The following is an 18,697-nucleotide window of genomic DNA, read 5'->3' on the forward strand; positions in this document are numbered from 1 at the left end:
GTCTTGGGGTGCCGGCCAGCGGCGTGTTGCTTTATGGGTCAGCTGTTCCAGTGCTGGGCGACGATGTGGGCGGCCTGCTTCTCCCACTGGGCGTAGGCGTCCGGGTAGGCCGACACCTGCACCGTCTGGGCGGCCTCGGTCAGCGGCATGTCCTGCCACCCGTCGACCTGCTTGAGACCCTTCAGGAACGCGGTGGTGGAGTACTCGGGGTCGGTGATCTGCTCCGGCGTACCCCAACCCGAGGACGGGCGCTGCTGGAACAGGCCCAGCGAGTCGTGGTCGTTGCGGTCACCCAGGTGACCCAGGTTCTCCAGCTTCGACTCCTGCAGGCTCGTGGCGATCGAGATCACCGCGGCCCGCTCCGGCAGACCCGCCTTCTTCGTCGCGGCGATGATCGCCTTCGCGTTGCCGGTCTGCTCATCGTTCAGCGAGATGTGCGACTGCTTGCCCTGCACACCGTGCGGGATCAGCTTGCCGCTGTCCGGCTTGTCAGCCTGCACCGCGACCGGCTTGCCGGTGACGGGACCGGTGTCGGCGTGAGCGGCGATCGGACCGGCGAACACACCACCGGCAAAAGCCAGACCAGCAACACCCAGCACGCTCTTACGAATCATCGAAGTCATGGGAAAGCTCCTTGGGGGTTGGCGCACACCCGGTGGGGGCCGGGACATACGCAAGCACCGTCAGGCGCTCACTAAGTTCAAGGGGGAAAGTCTCTGCCCGGTCCGACCGCGGGGCGGGGGCCTCTTCGCGGCGCCGGGACCATATGTAACGACCGGCAGGCCGCCATCATTCCGGGGCCCGACCATCGGCCCGGTCGAGCGGGCCAGGTACTCGGTCGTACGCCAGATGTAACGACCCCGCCCCCGCCACGATTCCGCCGTCAGGATGCCGCCGGTCACACCCAGAAACGGACACCCGAGCCAGACCGCCCGCCGCCCGACGGGCCGGAACGGACACCCGGCACCAGATCCCCCATGTGGCGGAATCCGCGCCTGTCGGACATCGCCACATCGGGGACACGGAGTCGATCACGCCCAACCGGCACGGCGCGGGCCCGAGCCGGCAGGGCACCAGACGACGACCCGACCAGGGGCTGACGCCAGCAGGGGGCGGCACCGCGTACCCGGAAAAAGAACCGACCCCTACCCGGCGCCGGAGCGCGGAGCCCGCGCACAACGGGGGTGTGGCCCGCCGTGGCCGGTGCAGGGATCAAGCCTGACCGCCCGGAGCCGGGCACGGCGGGCCACACCCCCCCACCGCACCCAACAACGGACCGCAACAGGCGCAACCAGCCGCACCGCCGACAAGCCGCAACCACCGAGAAACCGCCAAGCGAAGCGACAGCAGCACGCCGGCAACCGCGAGCACACCCGACCCCCCGACGCCCTAGGGTGGTCACCGTGGCGACCCTTCTCCTTCTGCGACACGGCCGGACCACCGCGAACGCCGACGGCGGCCTGGCCGGCCGGCAGCCGGTCGAGCTGGACGAGACGGGTCGAGCCCAGGCCACCGCGGTCGGGGAGCGGCTGCGCGGCGTTCCCCTCGCGGCGGTGGTGACCAGCCCGCTGATCCGCTGCCGGCAGACCCTCGACCTGGCCCTGCCGGAGGCGGAGCCGGTGGTGGAGGAGGGGCTGATCGAGTGCGGGTACGGCAGCTGGGAGGGGCAGCCGCTGAAGAACCTGGCGAAGGAGCCGCTCTGGCCGGTGGTGCAGCAGCATCCGAGCGCCGCCGTCTTCCCGGAGGGGGAGTCGATGGCCGCGATGTCCGCGCGGGCGGTGGCGGCGGTGCGGTCCTGGGACGCCCGGATCAGCGCTGAGCACGGGCCGGAGGCGGTCTGGCTGGCGTGCAGCCACGGCGATGTGATCAAGGCCATCGTCGCCGACGCGCTGGGCGTACATCTGGATCTGTTCCAGCGGATCGTGGCGGATCCGGCGTCGGTGACGGCGATCCGCTACACCCCGTTGCGGCCCTTCCTGGTCCGGCTCAACGACACCGGGGGGGACCTGACCGGGCTGGTGCCGCCGCCGCGCAAGCGGCGTCGGCGGGCCACCCGGGCGGTCGACTCCGACGCCGCGGTGGGCGGTGGCGCGGGGGCGGCCCGGTGAGCCGCGTCGCCACGCCCGGGGCGGCGCCGGGTGGCTGGCGGCGTTTCGCCCTGGGCGGAACCACCGTCGGTGCGGTGCGCGACGCCTCCACGCGCCGGATAGGGTCGTGGGTATGACCCACCAGGTGCACGCCTTCGAGCCGCCGGAGCGGTTCGTCGCCGGGACCGTCGGCCCGCCGGGGGAGCGTACGTTCTTCCTCCAGGCGCGCGGCGGTGGCCGGCTGGTCAGCGTCGCGCTGGAGAAGGTCCAGGTGTCCCTGCTCGCCGAGAAGCTGGAGGAGCTGCTCTCCGAGGCGCAACGCCGGTTCGGCGTGGAGCTGCCGGAGGCGGCGCCGATGGTCGTCGGCGACAACGACCCGCTGGACACCCCGGTCGACGAGGAGTTCCGGGTCGGCACCCTGGGCCTGGCTTTCGACGTGGACACCGCCACCGTGGTGATCGAGGCGATCGCCGTCGGTGAGGCGGAGGCCGAGGTCGAGCTGGGCGACGTGGAGGACGACGAGGACGAGGACGAGGAGCCGGAGGAGCCGGACGAGGACCTCGACCGGCTGCGGGTCCGGCTGACCCCCGCGGCGACCCGCGCGTTCATCGAGCGGGCCCGCCGGGTGGTCAACGCTGGCCGTCCGCCCTGCCCGCTCTGCGGTCAGCCGCTGGACCCGGCGGGCCACCTCTGCCCCCGGCACAACGGTTATCACCGGTGACGTCGTCGGAACTCCAGCCCCGACAGGACAGCGCCGTCGCTCTCCGCCTGCTGAGCGACGGTGAGTTCGACCTCGAGGGGCGGCTGGTCGACGCCTCCAACACCACCCTGCGCGGGATCCTCACCCTGGACGGGGTGACGGCCCGCTGCGTCTACAAGCCGGTGCGCGGCGAGCGCCCGCTCTGGGACTTTCCGGACGGCACGCTCGCCGGCCGCGAGGTCGCCGCCTACCTGGTCTCCCGGGCCACCGGCTGGGACCTGGTGCCGCCCACGGTGCTGCGGGACGGCCCGTTCGGTCCGGGCTCGTGCCAGCTCTGGATCGACGAGCCGGAGGATGCCGAGTCGCTGGTCGGGTTCGTGCCGGCGGACGCCGTGCCGCCGCGCTGGTTCCCGGTCGCCGCGGCCCGCGACGACGAAGGCGTCGCGTACGCGCTGGCGCACGCCGACGACCCTCGGCTGGCCCGCCTCGCCGTCCTCGACGCGGTGCTCAACAACGCCGACCGCAAGGGCGGACACGTGCTGATCGGGCCGGACGACCGGATCTACGGCGTGGACCACGGGGTCTGCTTCCACGTCGAGGAGAAGCTGCGCACGGTGCTCTGGGGCTGGGCCGGCCGGCAGTTGCCGCCCGACGCGGTGGAGATGGTCGACGCGCTGGCCGGTCAGGTCGCCGGACCGCTCGGCGAGGAGCTGGCCGAGCACCTGACGATCGGCGAGGTCGCCGCGCTGGCCGGCCGCGTCGACCGGCTGCGGGAGACCGGGCGGTTCCCCCAGCCGCCGGAGGACTGGCCGGCGATGCCCTGGCCGCCCATGTGAGCGGTTGTCGCGTTGATCACGCCCAGGGCGGCAACGGGGGCGTGGGCGGCTCGTTAGGCTGACGGTCATGGAGTCTTGGGCGGGACACGAGGTGCCACGGCTGCCGGGTGAGGGCGTGCCGCTGAGGTTGTACGACTCGGCGCGGCAGGGTCTCCAGCCCAGCGAGCCCGACGGCACCGCCTCGATGTACGTCTGCGGTATCACCCCGTACGACGCCACCCACCTCGGGCACGCCGCCACCATGATCACCTTCGACCTGGTGCAGCGGATGTGGCGGGACGCCGGCGTCACCGTGCGCTACGTGCAGAACGTCACCGACATCGACGACCCGCTGCTGGAGCGGGCCGAGCGCGACGGCGAGGACTGGAAGGTCCTGGCGATGCGGGAGACCGCACTGTTCCGCGAGGACATGGAGGCGCTGCGGATCATCCCGCCGGCGCACTACGTCGGCGCGGTCGAGTCGATCCCGGACATCGCCGAGAAGGTCCTCGTCCTGCTCAAGGACGGCGCCGCGTACCGCCTCGACGACGGCACCGGCGACGTCTACTTCGACATCTCCGCCGCCCCCCAGTTCGGGTACGAGTCGAACCTGACCCGGGAGCAGATGCTGGAGATCTTCCCGGAGCGCGGTGGCGACCCGGACCGGGCCGGCAAGCGGGACCCGCTGGACCCGCTGCTGTGGCGCGGCGCCCGGGAGGGCGAGCCGTCCTGGCCCGGCGGCGAGCTGGGCGCCGGCCGCCCCGGCTGGCACATCGAGTGCGCGGTGATCGCGCTGAACCTGCTCGGCGACCGGATCGACGTGCAGGGCGGCGGCAACGACCTGCTCTTCCCGCACCACGAGTGCTCCGCCGCGCACGCGGAACGCCTCACCGGCCAGGCGCCGTTCGCCGACCACTACGTGCACGCCGGCATGATCGGCCTGAACGGCGAGAAGATGTCCAAGTCCAAGGGCAACCTGGTCTTCGTGTCCCGGCTGCGGGCCGACAAGGTCGACCCGATGGCGGTCCGGCTGGCCCTGATCAGCGGCCACTACCGCGCCGACCGCTCCTGGACCGACGACCTGCTGGTCGCCGCGCAGGAGCGCGTGGCGCGCTGGCGCCGAGCCGCCGCGGTCCCCGCCGGGCCATCCGGGGCCGAGCTGCTTGCCGGGGTACGCGCCCGTCTCGCCGACGACCTGGACACGCCGGGCGCCCTCGCGGTCGCCGACGAGTGGGCAATGCAGGCCCTCGCCGGTGTCGCCGACGACGCCGAGGCCCCCGCCCTCTTCGCCGCCACCGTGGACGCCCTCCTCGGCATCCGCCTCTAGCGCCTGCTGCGGTCGACCCGCCCCGGTCTCCGCAAGCGCGGATCGGGCAGGTGCGACCGGACGACACGATCGGCTCCGGCCGCACCTGCCCGATCAGCGGCGCGAGTGGACGACACCGTCGGCTCCGGCCGCACCTGCCCGATCAGAGCCGGCGGGCGGTGCGCCATCTGTCGGGCCAGTAGCCGACGCCGTCCAGCAGCGGTGCACCGGAGAGGTCACCCATGGTGGGGCCGTCCGTCTGGGACCGGCTGGAGATGAACCGGTGGTGCCCGCCGTCGTCGATGCCGAGGTAGATGCCGGAGTGGTCGATCTGGCCCGTCGGGATCACCTCCGCGTTGAAGAACACCAGGTCGCCGGGGAGCAGCCGGTCGATTCCTCGGGGCCGCTGACCGGTGTTGGGCACCAGTTGGACGCCCGGGCCCACCTCGGCCATCGCGTGGGCCCGCCGCGGCAGACCCTCGCCCGGGGTGTTCGTTCCGCGCAGCGGATAGCCGAGCCGGTGGCCGTAGACCATGCGCAGGAAGCCGGAGCAGTCCAGTGCCAACTGGCGCTGCGGGTCGGGCGTTGCGCTCTTGCCGTCGAGGAACGACCACGCCTGACCCAGGTAGTCGTAGAAGTCGGAGCGCTCCGCACGACCGTCGGGGTCCAAGGGGTCCGGCGGCCCGAACGACGCGTCACCGGAGTACTGCTGCCCCTGGTTGTCCTTTTTCACCGGTGCGCCGTCGACGTATTCGAAGGCAATCGCCAGCACGTCCGGCGAGCGATCCCGGCGGGCTGCGGCGAACCAGTCCATGAACCATTGCTCCTGTTCGGCGCCGGCATGCCATGCCTGCGGCGCGAGCCGAACCCACATGTCGGTCTCGAGCTTCGCATCCGTGAAGCGCGGCTCCTCGAACGTCCGGGACGGGCCGTAGATGTGCGCGGTACGTGCGTTGTCGGTCATGATCGCGACGGGCTGCCCGGAGGAGTCGACGATCTCCGTACGGTCCGGATCCTTCGACCGCTGGTAGGTGTAGCCCGACGCGCCGCGCGCCTGACCGTCCGCCTTCGCCGCGCCCAGGGTCAGCACGGGTTCGTCCGCTGGCGACGGCCGCGCCACGACGTAGGTGAGCGCGCTCGCCGCGATCAGCAGGACGAGCCCGGCGACGCTCAGCACGGCCGGCCTGCGGAGGTGCGTGCGGTAGCTCATTCCTGCTTCTCCTTTCGGGGCTGGTTCCTGGGAGCGGTCAGGTCACCGGCACGAATCCCGCGACGACGCCGCTATACGCGATACCGAACGTGATCGCAGTCACGACGATGGTCGCCAGGATGGTGGCCCTGGGCGGCTGACGCACGAGCTGGTACGCGATGAGTCCCGGGATGACGAAGCCCAGCGTCTGGTGGGCGAACAGCAGCGGGAGGTCACGCTGGACGATGACGAACATGGTCAGTTGGAGAAGGACGCTGACCAGCACGATCGCCGCGAACAGCCGCTTCCCGTAGAGGATGATCACGCGGTGCATCAGCCGGGCGATGAGGTAGGTGACAATGGTCACCGCCACAACGATCACCGCCTGCAGTTGGTCCTCGATGAGCGTCAACGCGATCCAGCCCGGGGTGATCATGCCGCCGGGCGAGAGGTTGGTGGTCAGATAGCACAGCAGCGCGAACACCAGTCCGATGCCGAGGCTCGCGGTGGCCATCTGGGCGCTGAGTTCTCCGCCGAAGTTCATCGCTGAATCCTTTCTTCGGTCGGCTTACGGGGCATGGTGGAAGCGGATGGTGAGCCGTCCTCGCAGGTCCAGCCCGGCAGTCCCGCCAGCTGATGGACCAGCACCTCACCCTGCCCGTGGATGTTCCCGACGGCGATGATCGAGGAGTCGTCCGGGGTTGCTGCCGTCACGCTCTCCAGCAGGCTGGCCGGGTCGGGCTTGCCACCGAGGTCGACAACCCGGTCCTGAAGGTCCGCCGGGACCGTCGTACGGGCGCTCTTGGTCACCTCTCCGATCAAGATGATGTTCTCCGGTCGCACCCGGCCGCTCAGCTCGCCCATCTGACCGTTGCGTTCGATCCGGTCCGGCCGGCAGTTGATCACCATCGTCAGCGGACGGGTGATGAGCTGTTGGTCCTCCAGTTGCTGGATGTTCATGAAGGTGGATTCAGGGTCGTTGGCGGCGAAGATGTTGGCGAACCGGAACCGCTTGTCGCCGTGCATCACCCGCGCCACGGACAGCACGCCCGGGTCGGGCGGCGCCTCCCACATGCCCTTGAGCGCGCTCTGCCGGTCGATTCCCAGCTCCCCGGCAACGGCCAATGCGATGGCGACGTTCTCCTTGAAGGTGATCCAGCCGAATCCGTCCATCTCGTGGTCACTCACCGACTCGGGATCAACCGCGATGAGGCGGCAGTCGCGCCGTTCGGCTTCTTCCTGCAGGATCGGGAGCCGTTCCCGCTCAGCGGTGACGCAGACCCCTCCCACCGGCATGGATCGGCTCAGGGAGCGGGCGACGTCGTCCAAAGTAGGCCCCATTTCGGCGAGATGGTCCTCGCGCACGTTGCACAGCACCCCGATGTTGGATCGGATCAGCTTGCTCTGGTTGACCTCCTGCAGCGCCGGCATCACGGCCATGCACTCCATGACCAGAGTGTCCGGGTGGTACACGGCAGCCCGACGTACGATGCCGATCTGCTCGACCACGTTCGCGATGCCGAACTTGCGGTGCACCGGCTCCTCGCTGGCGTCGGGGAAGATGAAGCGGGCCGCCGTGCCGGTGGTCTTGGCCACCACCACGCGGCCACCGCCCCGCAGCGCGCCGGCACAAAGCCGAGTGATCGAACTCTTGCCCCGGATACCGTTGACCAACACGCGGTCCGGAATCCTGTCCAGGTTGCGATAGTGGTTGCGCTGCTCGACGATCCCGGCGACGAACAGAGCCCCACAGCAGAGGACGAAAACGACGTAGAGGTATGCCACGTCAGCTCCTTTCGTCTCGATCGTCGGGGCGGGCATGATCGCCATACCACAGCGTGGCCCGATCAACTTCGGCTTGCTGCGGGACCTCGGGGAGCACGACGGTGCGGTCGTCCTCCGGTCCGCGCAGCCGGCTCGCACCGCCCAGACGGCTGGAACCGGTATGCCGGACCTGACGGCAGACCTCCAGACACATCGCCAGCGCGCCGATGTCGTCGTGCCGTTGTGGCGAGATCGGCTCCTCGACCTTTCCGTCGCTGATCCTGTCGGCCTCCGTGGCAAGCCGACGCAGCGGCCGCGCGAAGACGAAGTACTGCCACACCTGGGTGAGCAACACGACGCCTGCGGTAGCGCCGGCGACGAGCAGAGTCCAACGCCGCCCGTCGCTCTGCGGCAACCGCAGCCCGGCCAGGTCCTGCTCCACCACCAGCGACCACTTCAGTGGGGCAACCGGGTTGGGCTTGGTGAGGCCGGCGGCGGCGATCAAAGCGGGTTTGCCGTCGGGCGTCTTCGCCATCCCCACGGTGCCGCCCTTCAGCGCCTCGGCGGCGGCGACCCGGGCGGTGCCCTCCAACGGCTGGAAAGCGCGGAAGCCGTTCGAGTCGAAGACCGTGCGCAGATCGTCGTCGACGATCCGCACCTGCCCGTCCACCGCGCGCAGCATGCCCAGCAGGTAGTCGATGTCGAACTCACCGACGGTAGCGACGCCGTTGGGGGCCACCCGGAAGGCGTATACCAGCGGGACCCGAGCGGTTTCGCCGTCCAGGTCGAGGCCGGTCTCACCGTGCAGCGGTTCCTTCCGGAGCGGCTCACGTCCCGCGGTGGTGACCACCGCCCCGTTCGGGTCGATCTGGTACAGGGCGCGGAATCGATGTTTGTCGGCCACCTCCTGCTTGAGCTGTGGACCCACTTGCGTCGGGTCGGGCGCTGCCTCAGCCGCCTGGGAGAGGCGGGTCACCGTCTGCAGGCCGTTGTTGAGCGCCTTACCCATGACGTTGCTCGCCGCCTCGGCCCGGCTCTCCTCGTCCTTGACGAGCTGGCTGGGTATCGGCGGCTCGGGTGCATTGAGCGCGTACGCCACGGCCGCGGCCGGCCAGAGCAGGGCGACGACGGTGGCCAGGACCAGGCCCTGAGTCACGGTTGGCCGCCACTGCCAGCGCCATCGCTTGCGGCGGGCGGTGGCAGACGAGGGGTTGGCGGACGTGAGGGCCAGCGCCCGGGCGATCCGGTGGGACTCCGACACCCGCAGCGGGTAGCGCTTGGTGGGGACCTCGCCGCACGCATTGGCCTTGGCGCGCTTCAGCAGCGACCGCACCGGGCTGACCAGCGCCAGCCGCATCAGCAGGAAGCTCGGCACCGTCACCGCCAGCAGGGTCAGGCCGAGCAGGAAGCCGTGCACCGTGGAGGTGCCGCCCGTCTCGTCGGCGACGAGGAGGGTGGCGACCGTCGCTCCGGTGTCCCCCACCGGAGCCGAGGAGACGACCAGCTGCTTGTTCAACCACTCCGTCACCCTGATCGGGTGACCCTCGGTGGACTGGGACTGCGCCAGCCCTTTGAAGACCACCGGTAGGTGGACGTCGGGTACCGCACTGACCCCCTGCATCAGCGTGCTCTTGCCGTCCGGTGTGATCAGGAAGATGCCCTGTCGGGCGCTGGGGTTGAGCCGAAGCTCGTCGATGTCGAGCGGTTGCGCCGCCAGTAGAGTGCGTTGGCCGTCCAGCGCGATGCTTCGGACCAGCGCCGGCCCATCGGGTGTGGTGATCGGAAAGGTGTCCCTGACGGGTAGCGTCGGCGGCAGCAGTTGCATGGGCACACCGGTGCCAGCGGTCGCCAGCTGGCGGCGAGAGGCGGTCTCCACGATCGCCGCCCCGTTCCACTCCGTCCCGTCTCCCACCACCTGCTTGACGAACTCAGGGTCGGGCGTCGACGGGGACCGGGTCGCGATGCGCTGATCGAGGCCATCCACGTAGTGATTGATGGTCAGTCGCATGCTGGCGGCGACCTTCGAGACGTTGTCCCGCTGAGAATCCACCACCGCCGGAGGGACGCCGCGTTGGTTGTTCACCGCGAATCCGAGCGCGATCGCCGCGGCCAGGAACATGGTCGCCCAGAGAAACACCAACGACGGCTTGCCGGAGCCCGCGGGGAATCCGGCGGTCGGCAGCTGCTGGTCAAGCGCCCGTCGCCGCCAGGGGACCACCTGCTCTTGTGGCGGATCGGAGGGCACGGATGCTACCGGTGCGCGTCCCCGGAATCGTGACTGATTGCGACTCCGGTCAGGCGCCGGCTGTTCGCCTCCGCTCTTTCTCTTCATGGCGACCCTTCGCTCTCGGCGGCATCGAAGTTGCGCGGTCCATTTCGATCATCGAACTCGCCAGGGTGAGGACACTTCACCCCGCCGGGATGAACTCGAGGGCGACGCGGAGCTTCCGCCGGGCCCGATTTGCCGACGCATCGAGCGGTAGGACCCGATGGTCGAACGTGGCGGGGTGAGAGAACCTCACCCTGCGGAGATGAATTCGACGTCCGACGTGCACGACCCTCAGCGGCTCGGCTTGGCAGCAGCCTTGTCAACGCTCCACACGAAGCCCGGCGGAGATCGCGCCGCGACCGTCGAGATAGCCGGCGATTCGATCCTGGGCCGCGGTGTAGAGGGCTCGGCGGCGGTCGCCGGCGGGTATGTGCTGGAGGGTGCGGGCCAGGTCGAGGACGCGGATGGTCGGTCTGAGGGAGAGCCAGATGGGAATTGCCTCGGCCCGGGTGACGACCCACCGCCGGTTGGGCTGTTCGGTGAACGTGAACTTGGCCAGGACCCCCTCCCGGTTGGCGTCCTTGGGGAAATCGTGGCGGGCGAGGGTGTTTCCAACGCCGTAGGCGATCCATTCGTCGCCGACCCGCTCGAAGGGCTGCACGACGTGGGCATGGTGACCGATGATCAGGTCGATGTTCGGGTCGGCGATGAGCTGTCTGGCCCAGGACAGTTGCTGGCCGTCGGGTGTGTGACTCATCTCTGTGCCCCAGTGGGCGGAGAGCACGATGATCTGCGCGCCGGCCTTGCGGGTAGCGGCGGCGGCGGTGCGGATCGCGGCGACGTCGATGCGGTTGGCCAGCCACGCCTTGCCGGCTGGCGGTTCCAGGCCGTTGAAGTGCATCGCCCAGGAAAGGTGACCGATCTTGACGCCGTTGACCTCGTAAATCGTTGGCGTGGCCTGCTCGGCAGCGCTGCGGAAGGTGCCGGTGTGGCGCAGACCGGCCGCGTCCAGCGCGTCGAGGTTGTCGTACACGCCCTGCTCGCCCTGATCCAGGGAGTGGTTGCTGGCGGTGGAGCAGGTGTCGTAGCCGGCAGTCTTGACCGCGGCGGCCAGGTCGGTGGGTGCCTTGAAGCGTCGGAAGTCCCTGGGTTCGCCGGGCCCCATCGGGGCCTCCATGTGACAGATGGCCAGGTCCGCCGATTCGACGGCGGGACGAATCGAGGCGAAGATCGGGTCGAACTCGTACCCGGCGTGGCCGGCCGCCTTGGCGTCGGCCCGCGCCTGCCGCCACGTCGGCGGGTGCACCAGGATGTCACCGGAGCCCAGGATGCTGACCTGGCGCGGCGTGCCCGCCCCCCGTTGCGCGGTCGTCGCCGCCGGTTGCGGTGACCGGCGCTCGCGAACGATGTCGTCGCCCTGCGCCCGTGCCGGGGTTACGACCAGCGCGGTGACGAGCAGGACGCGGACGAATGCACGCATCGAAGATATTCCCTTCCTGGCGGCGGACGACCTAACGCCCGGCCGCGGCGCCATCCCTGCGCTGGTCCGCCGCGCCCAGCAGTTGGTTTCCTCGGACCTCGATCGCGGTGAGACCACTGTCCAGTGCCATGACTCTGGGACACGGGTGCTCGCGCAATACGAGGTCGGGCAGGTTCACTGCGATCCGCCTGTCTGCTTCGAGCTCGGAGGGCGCGTCCCTCTTCCCGTCACACTTGCGCGTGATGTCCTGCCCGCTGTAATGCCCCTGATTGAGTGCCTCGGCCGGGCTCATGCCATCGACGATTACCCCTACCAATGTCTGCGTGACGTAGTCGGGAATGTGCGAGCCGCCGGCAGCGCCGACCACGAGCCGCAACTTCTTCCCCTCGCGGTCAAGCACGATCGTCGGTGCCTGCGAGGCGGTGGGTCGCTTCTTCGGTTCCTGGACGTTCACGGGCTTGCCGGGTGAGACGGACTCCGTGTCCGTGAAGTTGTTCAACGCGTTGTTGAGCATCATTCCCCGTGCCTCCAGGTGGGACCCGAAGTGGGTGTTGTTGGTCGTGGTCATGGACACGGCGTTGCCGGCGGCGTCGACGATGCTCGCGTTGCTCGTCGGATCACCGACGTCCGTCGTGGCGGGTTGATCGCTGACAGACGGTCCGGGTGGCGCCACGCCCGGGGGGTTGCCCGGTTCAACCGGGTGGATTGCCTTGTCCGGGGAGTAGAGGGCGAAGCGATTGTCGAGATACTTGCCGTCGAGCAGCCCGGCTATGGGCACGGCCTGGAAGTCCGGGTCCCCCACGTATGCGCGGCGGTCGAAGTTCGCCAGGCGGCTGGCCTCGACCGAGAGGTGGATGCGGTCCGCCGAGCCGGGCTTGGTCTTCCGCACCTGGCCGCGTTCGAGCAAGCCGAGCATCTGCAGGGTCGCCACTCCGCCGAATGCTGGCGGCGCCGAGGTGCAGACCGACACGTCGAACGCCTTCCTGCACACCTCGGGGCGCTCCACCGGTTGGTAGTCGGCGAAGTCCTGGGCCGTCATGAGACTGGGGATGACTACCGGGCCCGCTGTGTTCCCTTTCAGCTTGATGGGGCCCTTGGCCGCATGTTGCGCGATTGCTGGTGCGATCTTGCCGTTCGGGTCGTAGAAGGCGTCCGCGCCGTTGTCCCGAACCTCCCGCAGCACGTCCGCGAGCTCGGGGTTGTACAGCGTCGTTCCCTCCGGCTTCGGTTCGTCGCCGTTGCAGTAGCGGGGGCGCAGGTCGGGGTAGTTGCAGCGCTTCCGTCCGTTGAAGCGCTGTTTGAAACCGCCATGCAGGCTCGGGGACATGGGGAAACCGTTCGCGGCCAGCCGGATGGCGTCGTCGAAGAGTTGATCCCACGGGAGGGTGCCGTACTCGCTGTGCACCGTCGCGAGCACTCGCAGCGTGCCCGGAACACCGAACGACCGTCCGCTTGCCCCGGCCGCATTCGGGAAGCGGTCGGTCCGGAGTGCCTTGCGCTCCTGCTCGGTGGGCGTCCTGACATTCTCGGTCACGTTCTGCGGAGCTCTGGCCAAGCCGTCGAAGAACCGGACCTTGTCCTTGTCGGGATCCCAGTAGGTGATGAGTGTGCCGCCGGCCAGCCCGGAGGCGTGTGGCTCCACGACAGCGAGCACGGCCTGAACGGCTACCGCCGCGTCCGCGGCCCTGCCACCTTGGGCGAGGATCTTGCAACCTGCCTCGACGGCGAGCGGATTGGCGGCCGCCACCATGAACTTCGTACCGACCGCATCTGCCCCCCGACCACTCGTAGGATTCGCGCAGGATCCGGCCGGTGGAGCCACAGTGCTCGCTCCGGTGGCCTCTGTCGACAGGGCCGGCAGGATGAGCGTCAGCACCAGCGCGGGAAGGAGGTAGCGCCGCTTTCGTGCGTACATACAACAACCTCTTCGATTGATGCGGGAACGGGCCGTTGCGCTGAAACGCCATGAGGTTCCGCGGCGGGAGTCTCCGCCTGTTCGGTGTCCGGCCTGTCAGCTTCGCTTGAGGGCATGGGGCTCGGGACGAACGAATCCTGAGTCGCATCAGGACCTTTCCCTTTTCAGCCGGCGTCAAAGCGACTGCTCGGTCGCGGCTGGCACATCGGCTGCAGAAGTGCCCTGACGTCGCCTCACAGACGCGGAACCGAGGCCGACACGGGCATCATGGTTCGCGGTGGGGTGACGGCGCAGGGCATCGCGAGAAGTCGTGGTTTCCGAGACGAAGGTGTCCCAGGTGGCAGCGGGGATGGTCCAGCCCGGCCGAACGGGCGAGCGGAGTTACCCCGCGAGCAGTGTGTGCCCGGTTCGTGAGGACCAATTGTCGTCATGTCGACCGCCGCTGTCCGGGATGTCCGCTTGGAAGCCATTGTGCGTCGAGGGTCGCCGATGCACCTAACGCTCAGTGAGGAACCCGCTTCCGCATGTCTACATCGTGTTAGCGTCGGGTAAGCGGCGTCTTGTGACGTGCGCCGCCGGCCGGACCGATTCTCGAGTCTTCGTCCCCCTGCTCGTCAGGTGGTGGCGGACCTTTGTCCGAGCCCGCCCGGCCTCCCGGCGCGACATCCACCCCGAGGAGGAATCGTGCAGGAGCACTTCGACACCTCAGGCCGTACTCGGTGGCGGCGGTTCGCCGCGCTGGCAGTACCGGCGACCGCGGTCGCCGGCGCGATCGTGTTCGGCATGGCACAGGGTGCGGTGGCCGCCTCGTTCGCCGTCTCCGGCCAGACGTTCAAGGTTTCCGCCTCGGAGCTGCGCGGTGAGGGATTCGTCCAGTTCGGCGGCGTCGCCGAGGAGGTCGACGGCACGAAGCATCCGGTGGCGGTCACCGGTATCCGGCGGGCGCAGCTGTTTGACCTCTGTCAGTCGGTGAAGGTGCCCGGTGCTCCCGTGGTGCTCAGCACCAACGCCGGCGGTGGCGGCAGGCCCGCCACCGCGAGCGACCTGTTGATCGACGCCGAGGCGCTCGAGGGTGACGTCGAGTTCACGAACATCAACATCAACCAGGACGCATCGACCCTTGACCGCGGGCCCGTGAAGGGTCCCAGGAAGGCCTTCGGCCAGCAGGCCGACGCGGTGACGATCAAGAACCTTCGCCAGGTGGCCCGCTCCACCCAGGCCGGGACGTTCAATCTCACCGGGCTGAAGCTGAAGGTCAACGTCGGCGCGGCCGCCAAGGAGTGCTTCTGAGCTGATCACCGCCCCGCCCTCCGTGAGGTGGTGGCTGCGCTCGACCCCTCACTCGCAGGAGGCAAAGGTGACAAGCGCCGAACCACAACCCGTCCCGCCGAAGCGGAGCGACGCCCCGTGGCGCGGCTTCCGCCACTGGCGCCGGACCCGGCCGTTCTGGGGCGGCCTGTTCACCGCACTGGCCGGTCTGGAGATCTTCGGCACCACCCAGATGTCGCTCGCTGGTCTCGCCTTCCAGATGGGGCCGACCGGTTTCCTGTCCTGGCTGGTCCCCACCATCCTGGTGACCTGCGGACTGCTGATGTGGTTCAGGCTGCAACATCGGATCCTCTACGCCGTGGTCGCCGCCGTGACCACGCTCTTTTCGCTGATCGGGGTGAACCTCGGCGGCTTCTTCGTCGGTCTGCTGCTCGGCCTGCTGGGCAGCGCCCTCGGCTTCGCCTGGGCGCCGGACACGCACCCGACCGCCACCCGCGGGAGCGAGTCAGCCGGCGACGGGACGGCGCGGGACGAGGCGGCCGGCGACGAAACGGCGCGGGACGAGGGGGGCGGCGACGGGACGGCGGGGGACGGGACACCGGACGACGGGACGGGGCGGGACGGGTCGTCGGCCCGTGCGGGAGCCGACCTACCGGCCCCAGACGCGGCCCCGAGCGCGGGCAGCCGGCCCTCGTCCACGAGCTGATGTCCGGGCGGGACAGGATGGGGCCACGCGTCTCTCAGCCGGCGCCTGCCGGGTACGAGGAAACCGCGGGGGCCGGGACGTTCCGGCAAGCGGAGGGGCCGGAGGCCGCGCGCCGCAGGCGCCGACACCGCGATCCGCGGTTCTTCGCGGTGCTGCTCGGGATCTCCGCCGCCGTGGGGCTCGCCGGGACCAGCCCGGCGCGGGCGTCCGTGGTGCCCACCCCGACGTTGGACGGGCCCACCTGGCCGGCACTGAGTGGCTTACCGAACGCGAACCGGCCCGAGCCGGCCGGCACACCCCGCTCATCCTCGATCAGCGCAAGCGGGTACGCCAAGGTGAACCCGGGCAACGTCCTCATTCTCGGCGGGATCGGTGACCTGTTCGACGGGGGCCAGGATGACGACGAGGGGGCCACGGCGCCGCCGGAGTCTCCGGCGGCGCCCAGCCCTGGGCCGCCCGCGACCGAGCTGGCCAGCCCCCGGCCGCAGTTCCCTGCTCTCGACTCCGCCAACCCCAACGCGACCCCGACCGCCGTGGAGGCAGGCAAGCCGTTGCCGCTAATTCCCGCCGATCCGGGGCAGCCGGTGGTGGCAGAGACCCTGTCCACCGTGACCGCCTCGACGGTGACCATGACCGGACTCCGCATCCGCGGGATCGTCGACCTGCCTACCACCGGCGGCACCCTGAGGACGTTGAAGTTCAGCATGGACCGCGCGATCACCGACGACTTTCTGCTCCGCGCGCCCGGCCCGGCTGGCCGTACCATGCGGTTCGCCACCGACCGGCTGACGCTGACCGGTGAGGTGGCCGTCTACGCCACCCGTTTCGTCGGACGGCTGCTCGGCGTCACGATCACGCTGACGCCGGACCTGCCGTTCCCCGACGGGATTCCCTCCACCTCGCCGATCACGATCAGCGATCCGGCGATCGACCTGGCCTTCATGAACAGCCACTCGCTGACCGCCCGGCCAGCGCTGAAGCTGACCTTGGACTGACGGGTGGATGAAGCGGACTCCTCCTGGCGCAGTCCAACCCGTGGCCAGACCGACTGACTTCGGCGTCTTCATCGTTTTCCCGCCACGCTCTCGCGCAACCATTCCGCGGTCACCGGGATGGCGCGGAAGCCAGGCATTAAGGGGAGACTATGGATCCGGGGCGAACAATAGCGCCCGGAGGTCTTTCCCCGATCAAACCGGCGTGCCGGCCAGTCGACCACTCATGGTCGTTATCAAGGCAATCTTCGCGCCACAACGCATTGCCGCATTTGCGTCATAGGCGATCTTCCTGATCGCGGGTGCCCTCCTACCCTAAATGGGGTCGCCCCCGCGCGTGTTTGCGTAAATCCACCCCGGCCCCCCTTCTACTCGGGTAGGTTGTGGCGTTTTCTCCGACGGGGGCGTGGGTAAGCGCCAAGCGACAGCCGGGAAGCCAACCCGATGGGAGCTTCACGATGAACTCGATTTTCCGCAAGAGCGTGCTCTCCGTTGCCCTGGTGGCCAGCGGGACCGTCGCTGGTCCGGCGATCGCTGCCCAGGCGTCTGCCGGTCCGGTGACGGCCGCGCGGCCTCCGCAGGTCCAGAGCAAGCCGGGCTTCGCTGAGCAGGCACAGCCGCCCCCTGCGCCGCCCCCGTCGCCGCCGCCTCCGGCGGACGAGGGCAAGCGGGTGCTCCACTACGACTACCAGCGACAGCCGAACTCTTACTACTGCGCGCCAGCCGCAACTCGGATCGCCCTGTCCACCCAGGGCCAGGTCGTGAGCCAACGCGAGGTCGCCGACAAGCTGGGCACCACCAAGGCCGGCACCAACTCGGTCGACGACACCACCCGGGTGCTCAATGAGATGACCGGCGGTGGCTACGAGACCACCGAGATCAAGACCGCCGAGGCCGAACCGCCTCAGGTGGACAAGCTGCGCACCGATGTAGTTGAGGCGGTCGACGCCCAGCGCGGCGTGGTAGCCAACATCACGGGCACCGCGGTCGACACCAAGGGCAACCAGTACTCGTACCCGGGCGGGCACTATCTCACCATCATTGGTTTCCGCGACGGCGGTGACACGATGAAGATCGCCGACCCGTACGACCCGACGAAGAACTACTGGATGAGCGACGACAAGGTCGCCGACTGGATCGCCGAGCGCGGCTACTCCAGCTGAGCCAACTCAGGACACCAGCTGGCCGGGTCCCCGGAATGGGATCCGGCCCTTTCGAGCGCAGGATCCTGATCAAGCAAGCAGCACCGGCGAGGAGCGCACCGGCGATCATGGAGGACCGGCACGTTCGGGTCGCCGATCCGGTGGTGGTTCCCTGGAATCAGCCGAGGACCAGGCCGGGGTCGGGGTCGTGGGCCGGTGCGGGGGCGGGGATCCGGTACTCCTCGGTGAGGGTGGTCATCGGGCCGGGCCAGGTGGCCTGGGCGACCTCGATCGGTTTGCGCCCCTCGTCGTAAGCGACGTGCAGCAGGTGCAGCACCGGGGTGTCCGGACGGATCTGCAGGGTCTCCGCCTCCTCGCGGCTGGGCTGACGGGCGCTGATGGTGTCGGTCGCGGTCGCGTACTGGCGGCCGGTGGCCTCCTCGGCCTCCTGATAGAGCGGGCGGCCGAACGCCTCGGCCCGTTCGAGGGAGGTGCCGGCGGTGTCCGCCGGCAGGAACCAGGACGCCCCGACCTCGACCGGTGACTCGTCAGTGCGGACCAGGTGCCGCCGGCAGAGCATCTCGGTGCCGTCGGAGACCCCGAACGCGTCGGCGACCTCGGGCGGGGCGGGGGCACGGCCGACGGAGACGAGCTGCTGCTTGTACCGGGCGGCCAGGTCGGTGTGGTAGCCACGGAAGCCGCCGTACCGGCCCCGGGCGAGCCGGTTGAGCCGGCGTCGGGTGCCGCGGACGTACGTACCGGAGCCGGGTTTGGTGATCAGAATGCCCTCGACCCGCAGCTGGTCGACGGCGCGCTGCACGGTCTGCTTGGCGACGCCGAACATCTCGGCGATGGCCGGGATGGACGGCAGCCGTTCGCCCGGCGCCCAGTCGCCGCGGCGGACCTGGCCCTTGAGCTGCGCGGCGATCTGCCGGTGCGGGAACTCGGCGGCCCCCGGGTTGATCTGCACGCCCGCCTCCTCATGACAGCTAGGTTCCTAGGATGCCCTAGCGGGTGTGTCGCCGTCACTCGTGACACGCGAAAAAGCGGGCCCCGGACGGCG

16 protein-coding genes are annotated in these 18,697 nt (G+C 69.7%); 8 read left to right on the forward strand and 8 right to left on the reverse strand.

The window, feature by feature from the left end:
* Nucleotides 1–38 precede the first annotated feature (38 nt).
* On the reverse strand, nt 39–623 hold the full coding sequence (locus EV384_RS18610; protein ID WP_130335067.1) for a hypothetical protein: 585 nt from the start codon (nt 621–623) through the stop codon (nt 39–41).
* 771 nt (nt 624–1,394) lie between these two features.
* Between EV384_RS18610 and EV384_RS18620 the strand changes: the two genes are divergently transcribed.
* From EV384_RS18620 to mshC, 4 genes are all read left to right on the forward strand, one after another.
* The gene (locus tag EV384_RS18620) at nt 1,395–2,108 is read left to right on the forward strand and encodes a histidine phosphatase family protein (RefSeq protein ID WP_130335069.1); all 714 of its coding nucleotides are present in this window, start codon (nt 1,395–1,397) and stop codon (nt 2,106–2,108) included.
* Nucleotides 2,109–2,220: 112 nt separating this feature from the next.
* Nucleotides 2,221–2,808, forward strand: coding sequence for a DUF3090 domain-containing protein (locus tag EV384_RS18625; protein WP_130335071.1), 588 nt, complete (start codon nt 2,221–2,223; stop codon nt 2,806–2,808).
* Nucleotides 2,805–3,623: an SCO1664 family protein gene (locus EV384_RS18630; RefSeq protein ID WP_130335073.1), complete on the forward strand. Its 819-nt coding sequence runs from the start codon at nt 2,805–2,807 to the stop codon at nt 3,621–3,623. The genes EV384_RS18625 and EV384_RS18630 overlap by 4 nt, the downstream gene beginning before the upstream one ends.
* 67 nt (nt 3,624–3,690) lie before the next feature.
* Nucleotides 3,691–4,929: a cysteine--1-D-myo-inosityl 2-amino-2-deoxy-alpha-D-glucopyranoside ligase gene (gene mshC, locus EV384_RS18635; protein ID WP_130335075.1), complete on the forward strand. Its 1,239-nt coding sequence runs from the start codon at nt 3,691–3,693 to the stop codon at nt 4,927–4,929.
* A 142-nt stretch (nt 4,930–5,071) separates the two neighbouring features.
* On the opposite strand, the gene EV384_RS18640 is transcribed toward mshC, so the two are convergent.
* From EV384_RS18640 to EV384_RS18665, 6 genes are all read right to left on the reverse strand, one after another.
* Entirely contained in the window at nt 5,072–6,118 is a 1,047-nt protein-coding gene (locus tag EV384_RS18640) for an NlpC/P60 family protein (protein ID WP_130335077.1), read from the reverse strand.
* 37 nt (nt 6,119–6,155) lie between these two features.
* Nucleotides 6,156–6,641, reverse strand: coding sequence for a poly-gamma-glutamate biosynthesis protein PgsC/CapC (locus EV384_RS18645; protein WP_130335079.1), 486 nt, complete (start codon nt 6,639–6,641; stop codon nt 6,156–6,158).
* Complete coding sequence (gene pgsB / locus EV384_RS18650) at nt 6,638–7,882, reverse strand: poly-gamma-glutamate synthase PgsB (protein WP_130335081.1); 1,245 nt, start codon at nt 7,880–7,882, stop codon at nt 6,638–6,640. The genes EV384_RS18645 and pgsB overlap by 4 nt, the downstream gene beginning before the upstream one ends.
* 1 nt (nt 7,883) lies before the next feature.
* A complete protein-coding gene (locus EV384_RS18655) occupies nt 7,884–10,106 on the reverse strand; it encodes a HAMP domain-containing protein (RefSeq protein ID WP_242624149.1) in 2,223 nt (740 codons plus the stop codon).
* Between the two features lie 343 nt (nt 10,107–10,449).
* Nucleotides 10,450–11,664 (reverse strand): CapA family protein, encoded by a 1,215-nt coding sequence (locus EV384_RS18660; RefSeq protein ID WP_242624150.1) that lies wholly within the window; start codon nt 11,662–11,664, stop codon nt 10,450–10,452.
* Nucleotides 11,642–13,525 (reverse strand): gamma-glutamyltransferase family protein, encoded by a 1,884-nt coding sequence (locus tag EV384_RS18665; protein ID WP_130335083.1) that lies wholly within the window; start codon nt 13,523–13,525, stop codon nt 11,642–11,644. The genes EV384_RS18660 and EV384_RS18665 overlap by 23 nt, the downstream gene beginning before the upstream one ends.
* Nucleotides 13,526–14,299: 774 nt before the next feature.
* Between EV384_RS18665 and EV384_RS18670 the strand changes: the two genes are divergently transcribed.
* The 4 genes from EV384_RS18670 to EV384_RS18685 all read left to right on the forward strand — a co-directional run bounded on the left by EV384_RS18670 (nt 14,300) and on the right by EV384_RS18685 (nt 17,655).
* Complete coding sequence (locus tag EV384_RS18670) at nt 14,300–14,815, forward strand: DUF6230 family protein (protein ID WP_423202904.1); 516 nt, start codon at nt 14,300–14,302, stop codon at nt 14,813–14,815.
* 67 nt (nt 14,816–14,882) lie between these two features.
* Nucleotides 14,883–15,500, forward strand: a complete 618-nt coding sequence (locus EV384_RS37310) for a DUF6114 domain-containing protein (protein WP_423202905.1) — start codon at nt 14,883–14,885, stop codon at nt 15,498–15,500.
* 149 nt (nt 15,501–15,649) lie between these two features.
* A complete protein-coding gene (locus EV384_RS18680) occupies nt 15,650–16,495 on the forward strand; it encodes a hypothetical protein (protein WP_130335085.1) in 846 nt (281 codons plus the stop codon).
* A 455-nt stretch (nt 16,496–16,950) separates the two neighbouring features.
* A complete protein-coding gene (locus tag EV384_RS18685) occupies nt 16,951–17,655 on the forward strand; it encodes a C39 family peptidase (RefSeq protein ID WP_130335087.1) in 705 nt (234 codons plus the stop codon).
* A 157-nt stretch (nt 17,656–17,812) separates the two neighbouring features.
* On the opposite strand, the gene EV384_RS18690 is transcribed toward EV384_RS18685, so the two are convergent.
* A complete protein-coding gene (locus EV384_RS18690) occupies nt 17,813–18,604 on the reverse strand; it encodes a GntR family transcriptional regulator (RefSeq protein ID WP_130335089.1) in 792 nt (263 codons plus the stop codon).
* Between the last annotated feature and the right edge of the window lie 93 nt (nt 18,605–18,697).

This window comes from Micromonospora kangleipakensis (assembly GCF_004217615.1).
Classification (GTDB): domain Bacteria; phylum Actinomycetota; class Actinomycetes; order Mycobacteriales; family Micromonosporaceae; genus Micromonospora; species Micromonospora kangleipakensis.

Excerpts from the sequence above, each read along its gene's own strand:
- EV384_RS18610 (WP_130335067.1), bottom strand. The coding sequence starts at position 623 with ATGACTTCGATGATTCGTAAGAGCGTGCTGGGTGTTGCTGGTCTGGCT.
- EV384_RS18625 (WP_130335071.1), top strand. The coding sequence starts at position 2,221 with ATGACCCACCAGGTGCACGCCTTCGAGCCGCCGGAGCGGTTCGTCGCC.
- mshC (WP_130335075.1), top strand. The coding sequence starts at position 3,691 with ATGGAGTCTTGGGCGGGACACGAGGTGCCACGGCTGCCGGGTGAGGGC.
- EV384_RS18640 (WP_130335077.1), bottom strand. The coding sequence starts at position 6,118 with ATGAGCTACCGCACGCACCTCCGCAGGCCGGCCGTGCTGAGCGTCGCC.
- EV384_RS18645 (WP_130335079.1), bottom strand. The coding sequence starts at position 6,641 with ATGAACTTCGGCGGAGAACTCAGCGCCCAGATGGCCACCGCGAGCCTC.
- EV384_RS18660 (WP_242624150.1), bottom strand. The coding sequence starts at position 11,664 with ATGGCGCCGCGGCCGGGCGTTAGGTCGTCCGCCGCCAGGAAGGGAATA.
- EV384_RS18665 (WP_130335083.1), bottom strand. The coding sequence starts at position 13,525 with ATGTACGCACGAAAGCGGCGCTACCTCCTTCCCGCGCTGGTGCTGACG.
- EV384_RS18685 (WP_130335087.1), top strand. The coding sequence starts at position 16,951 with ATGAACTCGATTTTCCGCAAGAGCGTGCTCTCCGTTGCCCTGGTGGCC.